We start from the raw sequence: 21,181 nt of genomic DNA on the forward strand, positions 1-21,181 counted from the left end.
CATGTACGACATGGATGGCGGGCCAAGCTGGCAAACCATCGGCCAGGCTGGCCTCGTCTGGGACGTCGAAGGGCAGTTCGTGGACGAGTTCGTGTTCTGATCTATCTGACAGCAGAGACGTATTTTCCTGTCCCCTTGAGCCTTGTTGGTAGCAATAGATTTCTCTAGAAGGAAGCGGGAAACAAGAAAGTCGTTGCTCACCTCATGGAAAATGCCATCGTCATTGCTGATCCGGGTGACGACTTCGATCAGGTCTTCGATTTCGGGTATCCGCTATTGCGGTGCGACATGCAGGGGCGTGTCACCGATTGGCATTCAGCATCCGAAGTGCCTCTCTCCGATCTTCAGCAGAACGCGCTCTGCATTCTGGCGGCCTCGCCCGATGGCCTGCGGCAGGCGGAAACCTTTTGCGCCCGGTTCGTCACGGAACTGGGGGCGGAACCCTTGCTTCTGATCGACCTGAGCGACACGCATCCCGACCAGAGACAGGCCAAGGTGCTGAGCCAGATCGTCGATATATTGCTGCAGGAACGGCTCAGGGCCGCGCAACGCCAGGTCGAGCTGCTGCGCGACATGGCGCATCTCAGGGCAGATTTCGAAGAATTGAGCAACGCGTTCGGATTGCTGGAAGGTTTTGTCCAGGAGGCAGAGCTCGATCACAGGCAGCTGCGCCGCGACCTTGCCCCGGCCTCGAACACGAAGCCGGTGACCTTGCCAGCGGGTGCGGTTCTGCATCAGCGCCTGCCAGGTGAAAGCAGCGGGATCTCTGATATTGGCTTGCACGTCGCGCGGGCCCCAGCCGGTTCGGGCGGCCAGCTCCGGATTGGGCTTCACGCACTGGAAAAAGGCGAGACGCTTGCCGAATGGTCCATCGGTCAAGGCGATCTGAGCGCCGGCTGGTTGCGATTGCCGCTGGAGGTCGCACTTGGACCTGACAATACCACGCTTCAACTGCGCCTCGAATGGACGGGCACCGCACCGCTGGAGCTTGATTGGTCACTGCGGCATCCGGACCCGCGCTATTGCCTTCAGCTCCGCGAAGGGTCCGAATCCAAGCCATCTGAGAATGAGGACCGGGTACTTGCCCTGCAAATTTGGACTTACATTCCCGGTTGCACCCCTCCCCATTCCAGCGATGGCGCGGGGGTCAAGGTATTGGCAGAAGCGGCGCTCAGGGCTGCCCGAAATCTCAACCCGGACAACACCGACACGAAGTATCTCGAAGAGCAGAATGTTCTGCAGGTCCATCCGGTTCAGGGTGATCTGGCAGCAGCATTGCTTTGCGATGCGGTTGGTGCAGGGGTGAATGAGGTCACGGCCAGCATTCACAGCCTGTCCGAACAAGGTGCTGATATCGAGTACGCGATCGCAGTTGCTCCGACCGCCGCACGCATTGATCCTGCCGGCAACAAGCGTGCCTTTATCCGGAGACGCAGTGCGTTGGCGCCCTCCCTGAACAGTTTGCTGGACTCGCCCGGTGCGCAAAAATCCGAATGGTACCGGCTATCTGCTGGCCAGAAAGGCCATATCCATCTGCTGCTGCAAGAACCGGCGGGCTCGGCGATGGATCTCTATCTGATCACCCGCATGGCAGACCACCAGTTGCCACCAAGCTGGGCCTGGGCGGCTTTCTCGTCTGTCACCCTGTGCCGCGACAGGTTCTAGCAGGATGCGAGACGTAGCAGAACCGGCTGCACCGAGGGTTGCGATCGTCATTCCGGTGTTCCGCCACTCCGGCCTGGTGACCGAGGCGCTGGAATCAGCCCTCGCACAGGAAGCGCCCTTTCCGTTCCTTGTGGCACTGGTCAACGATGGGTGCCCCTACCCCGAAACGGAAGAGGTCGGGCTGGCCTATGCCCGAGCCTATCCGCATCGCGTGATTTATCTTCGCAAACCGAATGGCGGGCTCGCCAGCGCGCGCAACCATGGAATTCGTACAGTACTGGACCGGTACCCCTCGGTCGATGCGATCTATTTCCTCGACGCCGACAACCGGCTGCGACCGCAGGCGATAGCACGGGCCATGGCCACGCTTGACGCGGACCCGGACGCCGATTGGATATATCCCAGCATCGATATGTTCGGCCTTCCCAGCGCATGGGATTACAGCGGGCCCTATTCACTTCTTCAACACTCGACCATCAACATCTGCGAGGCGGGCAGTCTTGTCAGGCGAAAGGTCTTCGAAGAAGGGGTATTCTTCGATCAGAGCTTTCGGCTCGGCTGGGAGGATTGGGATTTCTTCCTGTCGGCAGCGCGCTCCGGGTTCCGGGGAAAGTACCTGGAGGACTTTGGCTTCCGTTACCGGAAGCGCCCCGAAAGCATGCTGATGGAGGCCGACCGCGAAGCGGCCCAGTTGCAGGGGGATATGGCGCAGAAGCACAAGCTGTTGTTTGCGCCGCGTGAGCTGGTGCGCCTGGAAGCCGACGAGGCACCGCGATACGCGATCTACATGCCCGACCGGGCCGAATTGCTGCATTGTGTAGATCCGGATGACGGCTCTTTGCGCGTTGTGGATGTCGAAACTCATATCCGGCAGGTATGGCAAGCTCAGGTTCTTCCCGGTGCAAACTCGGCACCCCCCTTCACCGTGGTCATGCACAGTGCAGTTCTGGCCTGCCTCAGGTCGGCAGGTCTTTTGCACTGGGCCTTGTGGAAGCTGGAAGGCCAATTGGAATCCGCGCATGTTGCCGGGCTTCATATTTCCCAGGGCACACCGGGACGCGTTGAAATAGCTGATATATCGGCTACCGAGGACAAGAGCCGAATTCGCCAAGCCGCGGTTGCCGCCATTTCCCCGAAATTGCTTACCGAGGTGCTGCGCGATACGGTTTCCGACTGGATTGACACGGTTCTCAGTGCCCATCCCAAGCCCAAGATTGCCCAGAGCGAGCTGTTTCTTCCCGCCTCCGTCGCCGACACGGACCGCTTGCACCGCGACGCGACCAGCAGCCTTGTCCAGCTGATCCACTCTTTGCGCGCATCACCCTACCGCGCAGCGCTTGGGCAGGAGTGGCAGTGGCGCAGCAACGGCGCGACGATGCGCAATCTCGAATACAGGATTCCCCGAAAGCGGTTTTCGGGTCAGCCAGTATATCCGCGTGTCACACGAGATACATCGCGCAACATGGGTTTCCTGCTGCCAATGGCGGAATTCGCGGGCGTCGAACGGGTCGCCTACAATATCGCCAAAGCGATGCGGGCGCGCGGCTGGTCTACTCATGCCATGCTGCTTGATACCGGGTCGATCAAGATCCTGCCCGACTGGCAGGACGCATTCGATAGCGTGGGGTTCCTGTCCGACCCCGACTTCCGTCTTGGTGGGGACGGGCCGCAGAATTTCCTGGGCAGCCCGATATCAGACTGGGCCGTGTCGGGTAATCACGACAAAGTCCTCAGCATGCTTCACTGGCTCGACTGCGTGATCAACTTCCATGGTGGCGCGGTGGCCGGGACAATGGGGCAGCTTCGGCGACTGGGTGTCCGCACCGTGAACTCGTTGCATGTACATGACCTGACCCGCTTTGGCCGCCCCACCGGGAACACGCATGTGGGTCTTGCTTATGAGCACGCCTTTGATCTGTTTGCCCCTTGCTCCGAAGCGATGGCCAGCTGGTTGCGCGGCATGGGCGTTCCGCGTCAGAAGATCGTGACCGTTCCGAATGCTCCAGGCTTTGACCTGCCGGATTCCATTCAGGCAGCCGATGCCCTGACCCGTCGTCGTGACCGCGCTGCGGACCAACCGCTCAGGGCGCTTTTCATCGGTCGGCTGGACCGTCAGAAAGGCGTCGACCGACTGGACGCATTGATCCGCGCCAGCAAGTCCCGTCGCTTGACGGTGGACTGGCGTGTCATTGGCAGTTCGGTCATGGGGGACAGCAGAAGCCTGCCAGGTGGCAACCTTGCCATCTCGCCAGAAGCCCCGCTGTCCGATCCCGCGGATCTTGCCGCCGCCTATGACTGGGCGGACGTCGTTGTGATGCTGTCCCGCTACGAGGGATTGCCGCTGACGGTGCTGGAGGCCATGCGTTCTGGCGCTGTGGTTATATCGACGGATGTCGGCGCCATCTCAGAGGTAGTGCAAGACGGCAAGACTGGCATTCTGTTTCCCGACAGCGAAGATATTACCCCGGCGCTTGATGCGCTTGAGCTTCTGTCCGGCGATCGCGACCGTTTGCGCGCCATGTCGGCTTCCGGTTTTGAAGACATGCTTTCTCGTACATGGCAGACGGCGACACAGGCGCTCTCTGACGCGTTGGAACAGCCAACACCGTCCGTGCCGGCAGATCCCTTGAAGGATGATAGAAATGACGACACCTAGCAAAAGCCACGAGCCCCGTTCGGATCTGATCTACGACCTCGGCATGCACTGGGCTCTTGATACCGATTTCTATCTTCGCAAGGGCTTTTCGGTTGTTGCGCTGGAAGCGAACCCTGAAATGTGCAAGCGCGCGCAGGAGAGGTTTTCAACCGAAGTGGCCGACGGTCGCCTTGCGATCGTGAACCGCGCCTTCTGGGACACAGAGGATCACCAGATCGCTTTTCACGTCAATCCGGTCAAGGACGACTGGAGCAGCGTCAAGAAGGGATGGGCCGAAAAAGGCGGCCATGAATCAGAGGAGATACAGGTTCAGACCGTGACATTGGCGGGTCTCTTCGACCGCTATGGTGTGCCGCGCTACATCAAGTGTGACATGGAAGGCGTTGACGACCTGTTTACCCAACAGTTGGCAACCGACGCACGACGCCCGGATTTCGTTTCGGTAGAGGCCATGTCGGCAGATACCATCTGCTTTCTGCGCGCGGCGGGCTATGACCGGTTCCAGATTGTAAACCAGGCGCTGCACAACATGGTCCGCCCGGTGGAACCCGCGCGAGAAGGGCAGTTTGCAGATGCAAAGTTCAACGGCCATATGAGCGGGCTATTCGGGAAGGAACTGCCGCCCGAGAAATGGATCGATGCGGAAGAGTGCCTCGACCGGTTCCAGATGTTCCGGAAATTGCAACTCAAGGATGGAATGCTTGCCCATGGCTGGATCGATTTCCACGCCACGACACAAGCCAGCCTGGAGAAAACGGCGTGACACGTTCGACGGATTGTACCCGCTTCGTCATTCTCAGCGAGGCCCGGTCGGGAACCTCTCTGTTGACCGAAACGCTAAACAGCCACCCCGAGATCACATGCCATGGCGAAGTGTTCCATCCGGACCCGGCGTGGCATTTCCGGGGCACCATGGCGGAGTGGAGCAATGACACGTTGCTCAAACTGCGCGCGGAAAAGGCGACGTTTCTCGACCGGGTGTTTGATCAGCCCGGAGCGACAGCCGTCGGATTCAAGATGTGGCGCATTCAGGAGCCCGACGAATGCGCACGGCTTCTTGCCGATGGGTCAGTGTCGAAGATCATCCTCGAACGTCGCAACAAGCTGTCTCAGTATTCCTCAACTCTGTTGGCCCACCAGACAGGCATCTGGAACCTCAGCGCAGACTCAGGCGGCAAGAAGCTGGAATCCGCACCGCTGGTCTTCGATGCCAGGGCTTTCCGAAAGTTCATCGCATTCCAAACCGAGACATTTGCCTATTATCGCAGTCAGGCAACCGGTCCCACGCTGGGCATTTCCTTTTCGAGCCTGGTGCAAGACGGGTTCGATGGCGTTCAGGATTTCCTTGGGGTTCAAAGACAGCCGCTTGATCCGCAAAAACGCCGCCTACATGGCACCGACATTCTGGCGCGCTTCCAGCAATCGGATCACGCGGCAATCCGGGCGGAACTGAACAGTCTCGGACAACCCGGGTGGGTCACCGAGTAGCGGCTTCGCTCGCGCACTGTTCAGAACACGAATTCGTCCACGAACTGCCCCTCGACGTCCCAATCCAGCCCGGCCTGGCCGATGGTCTGCCAGCTTGGGGTGCCGCCATCCATGTCGTACATGCCGACCGTGCCGGTATTGACGTTGCGCCATAGGATATCGTCCGTGCCGTCGCCATTGTAGTCGCCCACACCCACGATATCCCAGTCGAAGCTCGCCTGACCGAGGCCCTGCCAGACCGGGCTGCCGGAGCCCATGGCGTACATGCCAACCGCGCCGGACGCCTCGTGCCGCCACAGAAGGTCGTCCGTGCCGTCGCCGTCGAAATCGCCGGTCCCAACCAGCCGCCAATCGGTCGAGGCATTGGCCACCGCGCTCCAGGTCGGGGTGCCGGAGGAGGACATCTCGAACTGGCCGACCTGCCCGGTCGTGGCGTTCCGCCAGATGATGTCGTCGATGCCGTCGCCGGTGATATCGCCGGTCGCCACGATTTCCCACGGCGCCGAGGAGCCGCCGATCCCCTGCCAGCTGGACGAGCCGCCGGACATGGCGAACATGCCCACACCGCCGGTGGTGCTGTTCTGCCAGAGGATGTCGTCGGTGCCGTCGCCGTTGAAGTCGCCAACGCCCATGATCTGCCATTCCGACCCGGCGGTGCCGAGCCCGTTCCAGACCGGGATGCCAGAGCCCATGGCGAACATGCCCGTCCCACCGGTCGTCTCATTGCGCCAGAGGATATCGTCCGTGCCATCGCCGTCGAAATCGCCCACAAACGAGATCTGCCAGACCGGGGTCTCCTGACCCAGAACGCTCCACGTTGGCGTGCCGCCCGACATGTCGAACATGCCGTACTGTCCCGTCGTGCCGTTCCGCCACAGGATGTCGTCGGTGCCATCGCCCGTGAGGTCTGACAAAGAGTTGGTGACCCCCGAAGGTCCTCCGCCGCCTGTGCCGGACAGCGTGTATTCATAGGCGATGTATTCCCGCTGGACCCATTCCTCGTAGGCCTCCAGAAAAGCCCCGTCGCTGCCCAACACATTCGGGTCAAAGGCGGAATACTGGGCGAAGAATTCCCGAACCAGTGCCTCTTCGTCGGCCGTCAGGTTTTCGTCCAGCCCCCAGCTTGCATAGCCCACATAGCCGGTGACGGTCAGATCTCCTGCGTAGCTGTTAAGCGCCGCTGTGACAAATTCGGCGGAGTGCAGGTGGTCGGAATGCTCGATATCCGCATAGTCAGTCGTGTGATCCTGAAGGTGTATGTGATCGGGCTGATGCTGATCGAGAAGCGCCGACAACAGCCCGACAAGGTCCGCGTGCGTGTAAGTCGCGCTTCCGTCCACCGCCGTGATCGTCGCGATATCTCCGTCCCAAAGCTGTTCCAGGCTTTCGAAATTGTTGACCTCTGACCCTTCGCCCTGGCTGAATCCATCGGGAAGGCGCAGGAAATAGAGCCGAATATCGGGCTGGCTGGCAAGGTAGGAACTCGCGACCTCGAACTGGCTATTGCCGACAGTCAGGGTAACGGTTTCGTCCACCCAATCATTCGCCCCGGCCATCTGCCCATAGGCCGCGCGTTCACCCTCTTCCCTTGCGGCCCAATACCCTTCGTCCTGCCCGGCATCACCCGCCGTCAGATAGACAACGCTGACCGGATCGGGCCCGTCGATCAGCCGGTCTATGGTCGGGTTCATGAACAGCAGATCGTCATCCTGATGCGCGACGAAGATCATGTCTCCGACTCCCATGACCGGATCAACCGGGTCAGCGCCACCCGTGCCATCCAGTGGCGTGGATACCGTCAGATCCAGAACCACCCCATTCAGTCTACCACCCCCGGCAGAACCCATGGCACCGATCGTCGCATCCTCTGCAAGAAAGCCGGTCGGGACTGTCCCCGCTGCGTCCACCAGGCGGACGGAGTCTCTCTCGATCCAGATCGTGCCATCTGTATCGGTCCCCACGGACCACATGGCCCATGCGCCTTCTGAAATCGCGTCTGGGGCCGTGACACTGTAGAGTTGCCCGGCCTCCACGATCTCGAAACGGATATCGTTGCTGTCCGCGACCCGGAACAATCGTATTGCCGATCCGTTATCGGCATTGCCGTAGGTGAACACCGTCTGATCCTCACCAGCCCGCAGATCGTCGAACCGAACCACGGCATCGACCTGGAAGGCCCCATTGATGTCCTCGGGGATGTTGAGGCGACCGCCATCCACCACATCGCCTGCATTGGTGATGTCGACCCCGAGGATTGCCCCGATCAAGGGCGAATCGTCCGCCCAGTTGGATTGGCCCAACAGTTCATTCGGGCGCAGGCTGTCATCCGGCACAACCGCCTGTGTCTGCCCCAACCGCACACCGTCCCGGTCAAGCCACATCAGGCCGTCCTGATCTATTCCAACGGTCCAGGTGGCGGTTTCCCCCTCAAGGATCGCGCCCGGTGCGATCACCGAATAGGTGGTGCCGTCCTGATAGAGGGCGAACATGATGTCGCCGGTATTCTCGACCTGCGTTAGCAGGATGTTATTGCCACCCGCCCCGGACCCGATATCAATCAACCGTTGCCAATACCCGCCGGTCAGATCGTCAAAGCGGGCGACCACCTGCAACTCGAAGCTGCCGGAAATGTCTTCGACATCGCCGAGCGGAAAGGTCGGTTCAAGGGGCGGCATGGCAATTCCTCTTTCGGGCCGGAAGGCAACCATCGTGACGACCTGCGCCCCGGGCGACAGCCATGTCGCAGCAGAGCGCAGCCCCAAGAACGATCCCTCTTCCGCCCGGAACAATACGGACGATGACAACAGAGGTACTCATGCGATGGTTAAGACGGCGTTTTCATTGCCTCGAAAAAGATTAACCGCTTCTTTTGAAAAATGTCGGCCAGATCGTCGAAGCAATGCGTTTCAAGGAAGGAAACAATCAAATTGCCTCATTCCGCACTGGTAGGCCCGCCGATCAATGCGCGTCTTGCCCACCGGACGAAAAAAGCCCGGCGCTCGGCCGGGCCAGTCCAACAGGGAGGTAGGTGTTGTTCACCTTCTGTCAACTATCGGTTGATTAAATCAATTAGTCAACATTTAGCGGTTATTTCACGCCAAAAGACGATATCCGCCACTTTCTGTGACCAAAATCCGCGCATTCGAGGGGTCGGGCTCGATCTTCTGGCGCAGGCGGTAGATATGCGTTTCCAGCGTATGGGTGGTCACCCCGGCGTTGTAGCCCCAGACCTCGTGCAGCAGCACATCACGCGCCACCACACCATCCTGGGCGCGATAAAGATACTTGAGGATATTCGTTTCCTTCTCGGTCAGCCGGATTTTCTTCATATCCTCGGTTTCCAGCATCTTCATGGCGGGCTTGAAAGTATACGGCCCAAGCTGGAACACGGCATCTTCCGATTGTTCATGCTGGCGCAGCTGCGCGCGAATGCGGGCCAGAAGCACCGGAAACTTGAAGGGCTTCGTGACGTAGTCATTCGCCCCCGCATCAAGGCCAAGGATGGTATCGGCATCGCTGTCATGGCCAGTCAGCATCAGAACCGGGCATTTCACGCCCTGCTTGCGCATCAGGCGGCACAGTTCGCGACCATCGGTGTCGGGCAGACCCACGTCCAGGATCACCAGATCATATATCGCTTCCTTGGCCTTTTGCAGGCCTTCGGACCCGTTGCCAGCCTCGAACACGTCGAAATCTTCGGTCATGATCAGCTGTTCGGCCAATGCCTCGCGCAGATCCTCGTCATCATCCACCAGCAGGATTTTCTTGAGATTGGCCATTTTGGTGGCTCCCGTTGCTTGTTCTTCTCTGCACATGTCGTGCAATCACCTGTCTGACAAGTGCATCGAAAAACTTCTCACGCAGCCGTGTCAGACAGCGAGCAAATGTTTCAAAACGCTACAGGGCAGTCTACATGGGGAAGATACCCGTCGTTCAGGACCATGCGATGCCGCTTCTGCCCACCCCGTCCGAGCTTGCCGCCCGCGCCCGCGCCGATCTGCGCGTCGGCTTGCCTGTCGTTCTGGGGGACGGCGATGGCATTGCCTTGCTGGCGGCAGAAACACTGACCGATGCCCGGCTTTCGGCGATCCGGATCTTTGGCGAGCTGGACCTCGCAATCACCGACCGGCGCGCGGAAACGCTGAAGGCAAGGGCCTATGATGGCGATCTGGCGCGCGTTGTGGTCCCCGTCGACGCGACCGCATCCTGGGTGCGGGCAATTGCCGATCCCGCCGACGATTTGCGTGTGCCGATGAAAGGCCCGCTGTTGACCCGGCGCGAGGGGGTGGCAGGGCTTCATCGCCTCGCCATTGCCCTGATCAAATCCGCGCAGCTTCTGCCCGCGGCGATCATCGTGCCGGTCGCCAATGCAAAGGCATTCGCCGCCGATCATCATCTGACCCGCCTGCATCCAGACGCCACACATCAGGACCTGCTGCGCCACCACGCCCTCAACCCCGTTGCAGCCGCCCGCTTGCCGATCGAGGCAGCTGACGCCGGTCGCCTGCATATCTTCCGCCCCGACAATGGCGGGACCGAGCACTACGCAATCGAGATCGGCCGCCCCGACCGTGATGCCCCGGTTCTGGCCCGGCTGCATTCCGCCTGCTTCACCGGCGATGTGCTCGGCTCTCTGAAATGCGACTGTGGCCCGCAACTGCGAACCGCCCTGGCAGAGATGGGAACGGCAGGGGCGGGCGTGCTTCTCTACCTCAATCAGGAAGGGCGCGGGATAGGGCTCGCCAACAAGATGCGCGCCTATTCCCTGCAGGATCAGGGCTTCGATACGGTCGAGGCAAACCACCGGCTCGGCTTCGAAGATGATGAGCGCGACTTCCGCCTCGGTGCCGATATCCTGCGCCGCATGGGCTTTTCCGCCGTGCGACTGATGACCAACAACCCCCGCAAGGTGGCGATGATGGAACACGAAGGAATAATGGTGGCCGAACGGGTTCCCCTGATCACCCCGACGAACCGACACAACGCCCACTACCTTGACGTGAAGGCGAAGAAATCGGGCCACCTGCTGTGACCCCGCAGGATATGGTCCTGACCCCGATGGGGCTACGCTTTCAGGGCCGCGTGATTCCCTGCTCCATCGGCAAGGGCGGCATACGGTCGGACAAACGCGAAGGCGATGGCGCGACCCCACGCGGCATCCACAGGATCGTGGGCTGCCTCTACCGGCCCGACCGCATGGCGCGTCCGGTTGGCTGGGCATGGCCGATCGGGCCGGGCGACCTGTGGTCCGACGACCCGGTTTGCCCGGACTACAACCTGCAAGTCCGCGCGCCCTATTGCGGCAGCCACGAACGGCTGTCGCGCGCCGACCGCCTCTACGATCTCATCCTGTTGACGGACTGGAACTGGCCTGTCGCAAAACCTGGGTGCGGTTCCGCCATCTTCCTGCATCGCTGGCGCAAGCCGGGCCACCCCACCGAGGGCTGCATCGCCATGGCGCCGGGCCACCTCCTCTGGCTCACCCGGAAGCTGACACAAGGCAGCCGCCTGATCGTGGACTAAGCCCTTTCATCTTGGCAAAAATACCTCCGCCGGAGGCATCTTGACCCCAAAACCGCCCCCCCCCGGCGACACCGCAGACCGCCCGGGGCCGAATGTCCATGGCAATGCGACCCGAGGAGGGCTCCGGACGAGCCTGACGAGGGTCGCCCCCCGGTCGACGCCGACAGGCGGCGAAACCGCTCTCAGCCGGGCACCCGGTCCCCGAAGATCGCCGACCCCACCCGCACATAGGTCGCGCCAAGCGCAATCGCCGTCTCGAAATCCGCGCTCATGCCCATGGACAGCTCTGCCAGCCCGTTCCGCTCTGCGATCTTTGCAAGCAGGGCGAAGTGCAGCGCCGGTTCCTCGTCGACCGGCGGGATGCACATCAGGCCCTTTACCGGAAGGTCCAGCGCCCGCGCCTCCGCAATGAACGCATCCGCGTCGCCGGGCAGGACGCCCGCCTTCTGCGGTTCTTCACCCGTGTTCACCTGGATCATCAGATCCGGGCAATGTCCCAGCTCCTGCGCCAGCCGGGCCAGTGTCGTGGCCAGCTTTGGTCGGTCAAGCGTGTGGATCGCGTCGAACAGCTCCATCGCCTGGCGCGCCTTGTTGCTTTGCAAAGGGCCGATCAGATGCAGGTCGATGCCCTCGAAACGGTCCCGGAACGCGGGCCATTTCCCGGCGGCTTCCTGCACTCGATTTTCCCCGAACAAACGATGCCCCTCTTCCAGCACCGCCTCGACCCGATCCAGCGGTTGCACCTTGGACACGGCAATCAGGCGAACAGACCCGCGCGCGCGCCCTGCGGCAGCTTCTGCCCGTGTGATGGCCCCGGAGATTTCGGAAAGTGACATCTGTGACGATCCTTCTGCACAAAAGAAAAGAGCGGGCACAAAGCCCGCTCTTCCCTACCAAATAATCCGGTTGGATTAGAAGGACATTGCCAGGCCGAAGGACCAGGTGTCTGCGCCACCGTCGGTCGAGCCGTAGCCGAGGTGCAGGCCAGCGCCGCCACCCAGGTCGTAAGCTGCCGCGAGGCCGAAGCCCGATGCGCCGGAGTCGTACTCGCCGTAGTTGGCGTGCAGCGAGATGGCGTCCATCGAGTAGCCGATGCCGATGCCCAGGTGCGAGTTGTCCACACCGGCAGCGCCGCCCACGTCGGACCAGTCGCTGTACTGGATGCCTGCGGAGAAGCCGCCTGCGAAGGAAGCAACAACCGATGCACCGATGATGGTCTGGTCGTTTGCGGTGCCGAAGTCGGTCGACTGGTAGCCGAGGCCGAGGCTCAGATCCACACCACCTGCGGAGGTGGAGTAACGCAGACCAAGGGCCATGTTGCCGCCGGTGTCGCCCGCGTCAACGGTACCACCGGAGGAGGTGCCACCAACGGTGTCCTGCTCCATCGAGATCGCGAATGCGAAATCACCGAAGGAGTAGTCGTAACGCAGAACCTGGCCGTCGGAGGAACCGTCGCCGTAAGAACCGAGGTAACCGCCGTGTGCGGTTTCATCGTCAGCGATCGAGCCGGGGTTGCCGATGTTGCCGGCTTCGGTCAGGGCCCAGTCCAGAGCGCCATCGGTGTCACCCATGGTGACGGTGCCGAAGTTGCCGGAGATGAAGACTGCAAAGCCGTCGTTGTCGGCGTTGTCGTCGGAGCAGCGCTCGGGTGCGTGGAACACGTCACAGTCAGCAGTTGCTTCGTCGCCATTGCCGCCACGGTCGGTGCCGATGTTTTCAGCTTCGTCCAGGTCGATGGCGGCGCCGAAGGTCAGGCCGTTGTCGGTGGTGCCGGTCAGGGTGAAGGTGACGTCGATGTCCTGATGGAACTGGGTTTCCATCATGTCGCCGCCAACCAGACCCATTTCGGCGTAGCCGGAAACTGCGACTTCTGCAGATGCGACGCCCGCGGTGGCGACGAGTGCAGTCGTTGCGAAGAGAACCTTTTTCATGGTTTTTCCCTCGTTAGATAAAATCTCCCCAACCGGGGAATCCGCGTTGGGTATGCCTCTCTCTCAACTTTCGGCGGTCTGATTGCAAGAAAGCGCGTCGCGGATAAGGCATCTTGCCCCGGTGATGGTGCAGACATGTCACAGTAGCCCAACGGGTCACCTGCTTACGCGCCTTTTAAGACACTTGCCGCGCTATTGGCCCTGCGATACCAAGGGCCAAGCGGTTTTAAGGCTGTAAACCGGAATGGAACGGGACGGGAGCGTATCATGATCGGACGTTTGGGCAAAATCTTGGCGATATTGCTTGCGCTTTCGGCGCTGACGGCCTGCGGCGGTCGTTTCGGCGGGATGGACAATGAGATGAGCGCAGAAACCCGTGCACAACTCATTGAAGGCGGTGCGCTTCCAGATCCGTCGCGAAACACGATCTGGGATCTGTTTTCCAATAACGACGATCCCAATGTGACCGTAGAGGTGAACCGCTACCTGTGGAATGCCTCGCTTGAGATTCTCGACTTCATGCCGATCGAGGCCGCTGATCCGTTCTCTGGCGTCATCGTCTTCGGCTACGGCACCCCGCCCGGCGGTGGCCGCGCCTATCGCGCGACGGTCTATGTGACCGACCCTGCGCTTGATGCCCGCAGCCTGCGCGTGGCCCTGCAATCGCGTGGTGGCCCTGTCAGCCGGGAAACGCAGCGCGCCGTGGAAGATGCGATTCTGACCCGCGCGCGTCAGATCCGTATCCGCGAAGGTGACCTCTAGATTCTGCCCCGCAAGGCTTCTAAACACACGCCGGGCCCTCGTGCCCGGCGTTTTCGTATGACAGACGACAAGGACAGCACATGGCCCGCTACGACCCCAGTGTGATCGAACCGAAATGGCAATCCGCCTGGGAAAAGTCCGGCACGTTCCTCGCCAAGCGCGATGAGTCGAAGCCGAAATACTACGTGCTGGAGATGTTCCCCTACCCGTCGGGCCGCATCCATATCGGCCATGTGCGCAACTACACCATGGGCGACGTCATCGCGCGCTACAAGAAATCCACGGGTCATAACGTGCTGCACCCCATGGGGTTCGACGCGTTCGGGATGCCTGCGGAGAACGCCGCCATGGCCTCGGGTGGCCACCCCAAGACCTGGACCTATGAGAATATCGACACGATGGTCGAGCAGATGAAGCCCCTTGGCTTCGGCATCGACTGGAGCCGGATGTTCGCCACCTGCGACCCGGAATATTACGGTCAGCAGCAGGCGCTGTTCCTGGATTTTCTCGAAAAAGGGCTTGTCTACCGCAAGAACGCCATCGTGAACTGGGATCCGGTCGACATGACGGTTCTGGCCAATGAACAGGTCGAAGACGGGCGCGGCTGGCGGTCTGGCGCGCTGGTGGAACGGCGCGAGCTGACCCAGTGGTTCTTCAAAATCTCTGACATGTCGGGCGAATTGCTGGACGCGCTGGATACGCTGGATGACTGGCCCGCCAAGGTACGGCTGATGCAGGAAAACTGGATCGGCAAATCGCGCGGCCTGCAATTCTCGTGGGCGCTGACTGAGCCTGCGTACGGCATCGACACGCTGGAGGTCTATACCACCCGCCCTGACACGCTGATGGGCGCGTCCTTCCTGGGCATCTCCCCCGACCACCCGCTGACCAAGGCGCTGGAGGCCGAGAACCCCGATCTCGCCGCCAAGGTGGCCGAGATGCGCAAGGGCGGCACCACGGAAGAAGCCATTGAAAAGGCGGAGAAACTGGGGGCTGACACAGGCCTGCGCGTGCGCCACCCGTTGAATCCGGACTGGGAGATTCCCGTCTGGGTCGCCAACTTCATCCTGATGGATTACGGCACCGGCGCGATCTTCGCCTGCCCGGCCCATGACCAGCGCGACCTTGATTTCTGCCGCAAGTATGACCTGCCGGTGATTGATACTTTCGTGGCTCTGGATGACCCCAAGCCGGTCGAGTCCGAGGCCTTCGTGCCGCCAAAGACCGAGAAAGTGAAGTGGATCGACCATTTCGCCGGGCTGGATGAGGCAACGGGTCAGGAGGCCATCGACGCCACCATCGACTGGATGGAGGCCAAGGGGCTTGGAACCGGTGTCACCAAGTTCCGCCTGCGCGATTGGGGCCTGTCCCGCCAGCGCTACTGGGGCTGCCCGATTCCCGTCGTGCATTGTGATGCCTGCGGCGTGGTGCCCGAGAAGAAGGAAAACCTGCCCATCGAACTGCCCGAGGATGTCAGCTTCGACATTCCCGGCAACCCGCTGGACCGTCACCCGACCTGGCGCGACTGCGCCTGCCCGTCCTGTGGTGCGCCTGCCCGGCGTGAAACCGACACGATGGATACGTTCGTCGATTCGTCCTGGTACTTCGCCCGCTTCACCGCGCCGCGCGCCACGACGCCCACGGACATGGCCGAGGCCGAGTACTGGATGAATGTCGACCAGTATATCGGCGGCATCGAGCACGCGATTCTGCACCTGCTCTATTCGCGGTTCTTCGCCCGCGCGATGCATATCTGCGGCCATCTGCCGGAGAAATCGAAGGAGCCGTTCGATGCGCTGTTCACGCAAGGGATGGTGACCCACGCGATTTTCCAGACCCGCGACGCCAATGGCCGCCCCGTGTATCACTACCCGGAAGCGGTAGAGATGCGCGATGGCAAGGGGTTCCTTGATGACGGCACCGAGGTAGAGATCATCCCCTCCGCCAAGATGTCGAAGTCCAAGAACAACGTCGTCGACCCGATGAACATCATCGCGTCCTACGGCGCCGACACCGCGCGCTGGTTCGTGCTGTCCGATTCCCCGCCCGAACGCGACGTGGAATGGACCGCCGCCGGGGCAGAGGCCGCGCACCGGCATCTGGGCCGGGTCTGGAGCCTGTGCGACCGCATCGCCGCGATGGACCCTGCCGCAAAAGGCGAAGGTGACGAGGATCTTCTGCGCGAGATGCACAAGGCCATCCGTGACGTGACGCTTGGCATCGAAAGCTTCGGCTTCAACGCGGCGATTGCCCGGCTCTACGCCTTCACCAACACGCTGGCCAAATCCAAGGCAGGCGCGGCAGCGCAGAAGCAGGCGATCATGACTCTGGCGCAGCTGATGTCGCCCATGACCCCGCATCTTGCCGAAGACATCTGGGCCCATCAGGGTGGCGAGGGCCTGCTGGCCGAGGCCGCCTGGCCGGTAGCGGATGAAGCGATGCTGGTGGAAAACACCGTCACGCTGCCGATCCAGATCAATGGTAAGCGCCGCTCGGAAATCACCGTCGCCAAGGATATGGCGAAGGAAGAGGTTGAAAAGATCGCGCTGGCAGACGACGCTGTGGTCAAGGCGCTGGCCGGTGGTCAGCCCAAGAAACTGATCGTCGTTCCGGGCCGTATCGTCAATGTCGTCATCTGACCGCCGCCATTTTCTGACTCTTCTGGCCGTGGCCCCGCTTGCGGGCTGCGGCTTTGCCCCGGTCTATGCGCCGGGCGGGGCGGGTCAGGCCCTGCGCGGGCAGGTGCTGGTTGCCGCCCCGGACACGCGGCTCGGGTTTCAGCTGGTCGCACGACTGGAGGAACGGCTTGGCCTGCCTCAGGCCGAGACCTACCGGCTCGACTACATCATCGAGACTTCGGAAACCGATCTGGCCATCACCGGCACCAATGACATCACCCGTATCAATATCGCGGGCACCGTCCGGTTTACCCTGACCGAAACCGCGACGGATGCGCAGTTGCTGGCTGATTCGGTTTCGACCTTCACGGCCTATTCCACCACCTCGACCTCGGTCGCGACCACCGCTGCCCGCCGCGACGCGCAGGATCGGCTGATGATCGCGCTGGCCGATCAGGTCATGTCGCGGCTGCTGGCCTCCTCGCTTCGCTGGTCATGAAGCTTTCGGCCCGCGACGCCAGCGCCTATTTCGCCAATCCCGACCAATCCGCCGCGGGCCTGCTGATCTTCGGGGCCGATGCGATGCGCGTGGCCATCAAGCGGCAGGATGTGATTGCCAAACTGCTTGGCCCCGGCGCGGAGGAGGAGATGCGCCTGAGCCGGATCTCCGCCAGTGAGTTGCGCAGCGAAAAGGCCCTGTTGCTGGATGCGGTGAAGGCTGTCGGCTTCTTTCCCGGTCCGCGCGTGGCCTTTGTGGAGGACGCCGCCGACGGGCTTGCCCCGGTGATTGCGGAAGCGCTCAAGGACTGGCAACCGGGCGATGCGCAAATCATTGTCACCGCGCCGCGCGCCCTGCCCGCCAAGTCGGCCCTGCGCAAGCTGTTCGAAGGCCACAAGCGCGCCTATTGCGTGGGCATCTATGACGACCCGCCAAGCCGCGCCGAGATCGAGGAGACGCTGGCCAAATCCGGCGTCACCCAGCTTGACCGCGATGCTTCTGCGCAGCTCACCGCATTGGCCACCCAACTGGATCCCGGCGACTTCCGCCAGACAGTTGAAAAACTGGCGCTCTACAAGATTGGTGACCCCACCCCGGTCAGCGTGGCCGATGTGTCTGCCTGCGCTCCCGCCACCATCGAGGCCGGGATGGACGATATCATCAATGCCGCCGCCGAAGGCCAGGTCGCCCAGATCGGGGCGCTCATGCAGAAACTGACCGGTCAGGGCGTGGCCCCCGTGACCCTGACCATCATGGCCTTGCGCCATTTCCGAACGCTGCATGCCGCCACCATTCATCCCGGCGGGGTGTCCGCCGGTGTCGGGGCATTGCGCCCCCCCATCTTCGGCCCGCGCCGCGACAAGATGATCCGGCAGGCCGGCATGTGGGGATCGGACCGGCTGGAACAGGCCCTTCAGGCCCTGATCGAGCTGGATCTCACCCTGCGATCCAGCCAGCACGCCCCGCAGGATGCGCTGCTGGAACGGGTGCTGATCCGGCTGGCGACGGTAGCGTCACGGATGCGATAGGACAAACGGTCAGCGACAGATCGGCAGCTCAAGGGGCGGTTGGTCCGGCAGAGACTCCCGCCATTCGTCGATGATCGGACGCAGGGTTTCCCGCGTCCAGAACCTCGGCGTTTCAATCTGTTCCAGGCAGGTGGCGTTCCAATACAGCCCCGCATCAGACAGGCTAAGCTGATCGGTCACCGCATCCGCCACCGCATTGATATCGCCAGATTCCGGGTAGATGTACAGCGTCGTCGGATTCCCCTCGACCAGCGCAATGATATCCTCCGCCACCTCTTCCGACCATGTCGTGCAGCCATTGCTGCGCCCGCCATCATAGTTGATCAACTGCCCGAAGGGGACATAGCCTTCGTCATCCGCGAAGGGGCTTTCCGGGTCGCTGTGACGGCATTGCCACCGCAGGAACATCGCGACATGGCCGCCGATTTCCCGCTCCCGCGCGTTGTCGGTTTCGCCCATGCCATCGAACAGCAGAAAGGTCCGCTCGAACGGCACTCTGTCGTCGGAATCGCTGAAATACCCCTTGAATGAGGTCCGGGTCTCCGCCGTCACATAGGCCCCGCCCATGGTCAGGTTGGACCCTTCCGCATTGCTGAAATGCCGCGCGCATTCCCGCCCGTTACGGAAATTGGCCTGCGGCAGATCCCGCCCGCTTCCGTAGCCCGACGACACCGCGCGAAACGACTCCTCCTCCTCGCAGATGATGTAGAACCGTTGCCCCGGCATTCCGCTGGACGACGTGCTGGGGCGTGTTGCATCCATCGCGAGGTAACAGGGGTTGGATATACCCGCCTCGCGCACCTGCTCCCGGTACAGATCTCGCGCCCTCTGCAGCACCACCAGGGCGATCTGCCCTTCCCCTTGTCCCACATGCTGCTGCAACCAAGGTGGAATATCCGTCGTTTGCGCCTGCGAGGGCTTCACCAAGGCCAAAGCAATCCCGACTGCGAACAATAGGTGCCTTGACCGGCGGTGCATCGGACGTCTCCTGTCTGATCGGCGTCCACATAAGCCTAGCACAAACAGATCGACAAGCGCACGGCCTCTGGACGCCCCCGCTCTCACGCGCCAGACTGCGCCGATGCAACAGGAGGCACAGCATGTACAAAGTGATCGGCAAGACCCAGACCCGCACCCTGCGCGTTCTCTGGGTGCTGGAGGAACTTGGGCTCGCCTATGACCATGTGCAGGCCCCGCCACGCGATCCCTCCGTCGTCGCCGTGAACCCGGCGGGCAAAGTGCCGGTCCTCATCGCCGACGGTGTCCCGATCACTGATTCGCTGGCGATCATGACCTATCTGGCAGACCGCCACGCGGCCCTGACCTTCGCGCCCGGCACCATTGACCGCGCCCATCAGGACGCACTGACCCACTTCATCAACGAAGAGTTCGACCAGATCCTCTGGATGGCCGCTCGTCACAGCTTTGTCCTGCCCGAAGAACACCGCCTGCCTGCGATCAAGGACAGCCTCAAATGGGAATTCGAGCAAAGCCAGCGCCGCCTGCTGCCACGCATGTCCGAAACCGGGTCTTTCCTGATGGGTGAAACCATGACCATCGCCGATATCCTGCTGGCCCATTGCCTCCGATGGGCCGTGGGCGCGAAATTTCCCATCATCGATGACCGCATCCATGCCTTCGGCGCGATGATGTTCGACCGCCCCGCCTACAAGAAGGCCGCGGCCGCCTGACGCGCGCCTGCTCCTTCTTCTTGGCCCAAATACTCCCGCCGGAGGCGTTCCTACCGCGCCCCAAGTGAATCGTGGAGTGTCCAGAACGGTCGGCACCGCCTTCCGTGGCAACGCGGTTCGAGGAGGGCCCCGGAGGGGCTTGACGAGGACCGCCCCCGCCGCGACCCGGCCCCGTCCGGGGCGCAATCAGCCGCGCCACGCCCCCGCATGCTTCCCGGCCCATAGCCCGGTGGCAAGGCAACCCGTCAGCAGATACCCGCCGGTCGGGGCCTCCCAGTCCAGCATCTCGCCGGCCACGAATGTGCCGGGCCGCGCCCGCAGCATCAGCCCGTCCGAGACCGCCGCCCGCATCACGCCTCCGCCCGTGGAAATCGCCTCATCCAGCGGCCTCGGCCCCGCCAGCGGCAGATTCAGCGCCTTCAGCTTTGCCGCAAGTGCCGCACCCTCCGGCAAAGGTCGCGCGACCTCATTCACCAGGGCCATGCGCACGCCCTCCAATCCCAGAAGCTTGCGCAGATGGTTGGACAGACTCGCCTTCCCGCGCGGGCGGGCAAGGCGCGCGGCCAGATCCTCAAGTGTCTGATCTGGGAACAGGTCCAGCACCAGCCCCGCCCCATCGCGCAACTCGCGATAAAGCGCATAAATGCCACCGCCCTCGACCCCACGTTCGGACACCACGAACTCCGCCCTCACGTCCCGGTTCCCGGCGGTCAGCAAACAGCCTTTCACAGGGGCCCCGAACCAGCGCGCCATATGCGGTGACCAGGTCACCCGAAACCCCATATTCGCCGGAATGATCGGGGCCACCTCAACGCCGATATCCTGCAACCACGGCACCCAGGCCGCATCCGACCCGAGCCGCGCCCAGGATCCGCCCCCAAGCGCCAGTACAGTCACCTCTGCCTGCACCAGCCGCTGCCCTTGCGGCGTGTCGAAGCGCAGCGCAGACCCCTCGAATCCAGTCCAGCGCCAGCGCAGCCGCATCTCTGCCCCAATCCGCCCAAGCCAGGCCCGCAGCAAGGGCGACGCCTTCATCACCTTTGGAAACACCCGACCCGATGAACCCGTGAACACCGGTTGCCCCAGCCCCTCGGCCCAGGCCTTCACATCTGTTGGGCCGAATTCCTGCAACATCGGCTTCAGCCAGTCTTCAGCCTCGCCATAAGCCGCGAGGAACCGCGCGCATGGCTCGTCCTTTGTCAGGTTCAACCCCGATTTGCCTGCCATCAGCAACTTGCGCCCGGCCGAGGGCTTAGCCTCGACAATCACCACGGAGCGCCCGGCACGCGTCATGGCCTCGGCGGCCATCAGACCGGCTGG

At 62.1% G+C, this 21,181-nt stretch carries 17 protein-coding genes; 11 read left to right on the forward strand and 6 right to left on the reverse strand.

Annotation, left to right across the window (positions count from 1 at the left end; all coding sequences use genetic code 11):
* Positions 1-204: 204 nt before the first annotated feature.
* From BKY26_RS17950 to BKY26_RS17965, 4 genes are read left to right on the forward strand one after another with little or no spacing between them, the layout of a single operon-like run.
* Complete coding sequence (locus tag BKY26_RS17950) at positions 205-1,665, forward strand: DUF6212 domain-containing protein (RefSeq protein WP_071691751.1); 1,461 nt, start codon at positions 205-207, stop codon at positions 1,663-1,665.
* 4 nt (positions 1,666-1,669) lie between these two features.
* A complete protein-coding gene (locus tag BKY26_RS17955; protein WP_071691752.1) occupies positions 1,670-4,321 on the forward strand; it encodes a glycosyltransferase in 2,652 nt (883 codons plus the stop codon).
* Positions 4,308-5,084: an FkbM family methyltransferase gene (locus BKY26_RS17960; RefSeq protein ID WP_071691753.1), complete on the forward strand. Its 777-nt coding sequence runs from the start codon at positions 4,308-4,310 to the stop codon at positions 5,082-5,084. The genes BKY26_RS17955 and BKY26_RS17960 overlap by 14 nt, the downstream gene beginning before the upstream one ends.
* Entirely contained in the window at positions 5,081-5,809 is a 729-nt protein-coding gene (locus tag BKY26_RS17965) for a sulfotransferase (protein WP_071691754.1), read from the forward strand. The genes BKY26_RS17960 and BKY26_RS17965 overlap by 4 nt, the downstream gene beginning before the upstream one ends.
* 20 nt (positions 5,810-5,829) lie before the next feature.
* Here the strand turns inward: BKY26_RS17965 and BKY26_RS17970 are convergent, their stop codons facing one another.
* Entirely contained in the window at positions 5,830-8,484 is a 2,655-nt protein-coding gene (locus BKY26_RS17970; protein WP_158514363.1) for an FG-GAP-like repeat-containing protein, read from the reverse strand.
* A gap of 417 nt (positions 8,485-8,901) precedes the next feature.
* A complete protein-coding gene (locus tag BKY26_RS17975) occupies positions 8,902-9,588 on the reverse strand; it encodes a response regulator transcription factor (protein WP_071691756.1) in 687 nt (228 codons plus the stop codon).
* Between the two features lie 167 nt (positions 9,589-9,755).
* On the opposite strand from BKY26_RS17975, the gene ribA reads away from it, so the two are divergent.
* On the forward strand, positions 9,756-10,841 hold the full coding sequence (ribA, locus tag BKY26_RS17980) for a GTP cyclohydrolase II (RefSeq protein WP_071691766.1): 1,086 nt from the start codon (positions 9,756-9,758) through the stop codon (positions 10,839-10,841).
* Positions 10,838-11,332 (forward strand): L,D-transpeptidase family protein, encoded by a 495-nt coding sequence (locus BKY26_RS17985; RefSeq protein ID WP_071691757.1) that lies wholly within the window; start codon positions 10,838-10,840, stop codon positions 11,330-11,332. Before ribA ends, BKY26_RS17985 begins: the two co-directional genes overlap by 4 nt.
* A 182-nt stretch (positions 11,333-11,514) precedes the next feature.
* Here the strand turns inward: BKY26_RS17985 and BKY26_RS17990 are convergent, their stop codons facing one another.
* Complete coding sequence (locus tag BKY26_RS17990; protein WP_071691758.1) at positions 11,515-12,168, reverse strand: YggS family pyridoxal phosphate-dependent enzyme; 654 nt, start codon at positions 12,166-12,168, stop codon at positions 11,515-11,517.
* A gap of 75 nt (positions 12,169-12,243) precedes the next feature.
* Positions 12,244-13,263 carry a porin gene (locus BKY26_RS17995; protein WP_071691759.1) on the reverse strand — a complete coding sequence of 340 codons (1,020 nt, stop codon included), beginning with the start codon at positions 13,261-13,263 and terminating at the stop codon, positions 12,244-12,246.
* A 267-nt stretch (positions 13,264-13,530) separates the two neighbouring features.
* Between BKY26_RS17995 and BKY26_RS18000 the strand changes: the two genes are divergently transcribed.
* From BKY26_RS18000 to holA, 4 genes are all read left to right on the forward strand, one after another.
* Entirely contained in the window at positions 13,531-14,025 is a 495-nt protein-coding gene (locus BKY26_RS18000; protein ID WP_071691760.1) for a DUF3576 domain-containing protein, read from the forward strand.
* Positions 14,026-14,105: 80 nt separating this feature from the next.
* Positions 14,106-16,664: a leucine--tRNA ligase gene (gene leuS / locus BKY26_RS18005; RefSeq protein WP_071691761.1), complete on the forward strand. Its 2,559-nt coding sequence runs from the start codon at positions 14,106-14,108 to the stop codon at positions 16,662-16,664.
* Entirely contained in the window at positions 16,651-17,142 is a 492-nt protein-coding gene (lptE, locus tag BKY26_RS18010; RefSeq protein WP_071691762.1) for an LPS assembly lipoprotein LptE, read from the forward strand. The genes leuS and lptE overlap by 14 nt, the downstream gene beginning before the upstream one ends.
* Entirely contained in the window at positions 17,139-18,170 is a 1,032-nt protein-coding gene (gene holA, locus BKY26_RS18015; protein ID WP_071691763.1) for a DNA polymerase III subunit delta, read from the forward strand. The genes lptE and holA overlap by 4 nt, the downstream gene beginning before the upstream one ends.
* Positions 18,171-18,179: 9 nt before the next feature.
* Here the strand turns inward: holA and BKY26_RS18020 are convergent, their stop codons facing one another.
* Positions 18,180-18,896, reverse strand: coding sequence for a hypothetical protein (locus tag BKY26_RS18020; RefSeq protein WP_342715019.1), 717 nt, complete (start codon positions 18,894-18,896; stop codon positions 18,180-18,182).
* 374 nt (positions 18,897-19,270) lie between these two features.
* Between BKY26_RS18020 and BKY26_RS18025 the strand changes: the two genes are divergently transcribed.
* Positions 19,271-19,861: a glutathione S-transferase family protein gene (locus BKY26_RS18025; protein ID WP_071691765.1), complete on the forward strand. Its 591-nt coding sequence runs from the start codon at positions 19,271-19,273 to the stop codon at positions 19,859-19,861.
* A 186-nt stretch (positions 19,862-20,047) separates the two neighbouring features.
* Here the strand turns inward: BKY26_RS18025 and BKY26_RS18030 are convergent.
* Positions 20,048-21,181, reverse strand: a 1,134-nt coding sequence (locus BKY26_RS18030) for a TIGR03862 family flavoprotein (protein WP_071691767.1), incomplete at its 5' end; no start/stop codon positions are given.

This window comes from Nioella sediminis (assembly GCF_001879695.1).
In the GTDB taxonomy this organism is placed as follows: Bacteria; Pseudomonadota; Alphaproteobacteria; order Rhodobacterales; family Rhodobacteraceae; genus Nioella; species Nioella sediminis.

Coding starts and splice junctions, on each gene's coding strand:
- BKY26_RS17950 (WP_071691751.1), top strand. CDS start 205: ATGGAAAATGCCATCGTCATTGCTGATCCGGGTGACGACTTCGATCAG.
- BKY26_RS17955 (WP_071691752.1), top strand. CDS start 1,670: ATGCGAGACGTAGCAGAACCGGCTGCACCGAGGGTTGCGATCGTCATT.
- BKY26_RS17960 (WP_071691753.1), top strand. CDS start 4,308: ATGACGACACCTAGCAAAAGCCACGAGCCCCGTTCGGATCTGATCTAC.
- BKY26_RS17970 (WP_158514363.1), bottom strand. CDS start 8,484: ATGCCGCCCCTTGAACCGACCTTTCCGCTCGGCGATGTCGAAGACATT.
- BKY26_RS17975 (WP_071691756.1), bottom strand. CDS start 9,588: ATGGCCAATCTCAAGAAAATCCTGCTGGTGGATGATGACGAGGATCTG.
- ribA (WP_071691766.1), top strand. CDS start 9,756: ATGCCGCTTCTGCCCACCCCGTCCGAGCTTGCCGCCCGCGCCCGCGCC.
- BKY26_RS17990 (WP_071691758.1), bottom strand. CDS start 12,168: ATGTCACTTTCCGAAATCTCCGGGGCCATCACACGGGCAGAAGCTGCC.
- BKY26_RS17995 (WP_071691759.1), bottom strand. CDS start 13,263: ATGAAAAAGGTTCTCTTCGCAACGACTGCACTCGTCGCCACCGCGGGC.
- BKY26_RS18000 (WP_071691760.1), top strand. CDS start 13,531: ATGATCGGACGTTTGGGCAAAATCTTGGCGATATTGCTTGCGCTTTCG.
- leuS (WP_071691761.1), top strand. CDS start 14,106: ATGGCCCGCTACGACCCCAGTGTGATCGAACCGAAATGGCAATCCGCC.
- lptE (WP_071691762.1), top strand. CDS start 16,651: ATGTCGTCATCTGACCGCCGCCATTTTCTGACTCTTCTGGCCGTGGCC.
- holA (WP_071691763.1), top strand. CDS start 17,139: ATGAAGCTTTCGGCCCGCGACGCCAGCGCCTATTTCGCCAATCCCGAC.
- BKY26_RS18020 (WP_342715019.1), bottom strand. CDS start 18,896: ATGCCGGGGCAACGGTTCTACATCATCTGCGAGGAGGAGGAGTCGTTT.
- BKY26_RS18025 (WP_071691765.1), top strand. CDS start 19,271: ATGTACAAAGTGATCGGCAAGACCCAGACCCGCACCCTGCGCGTTCTC.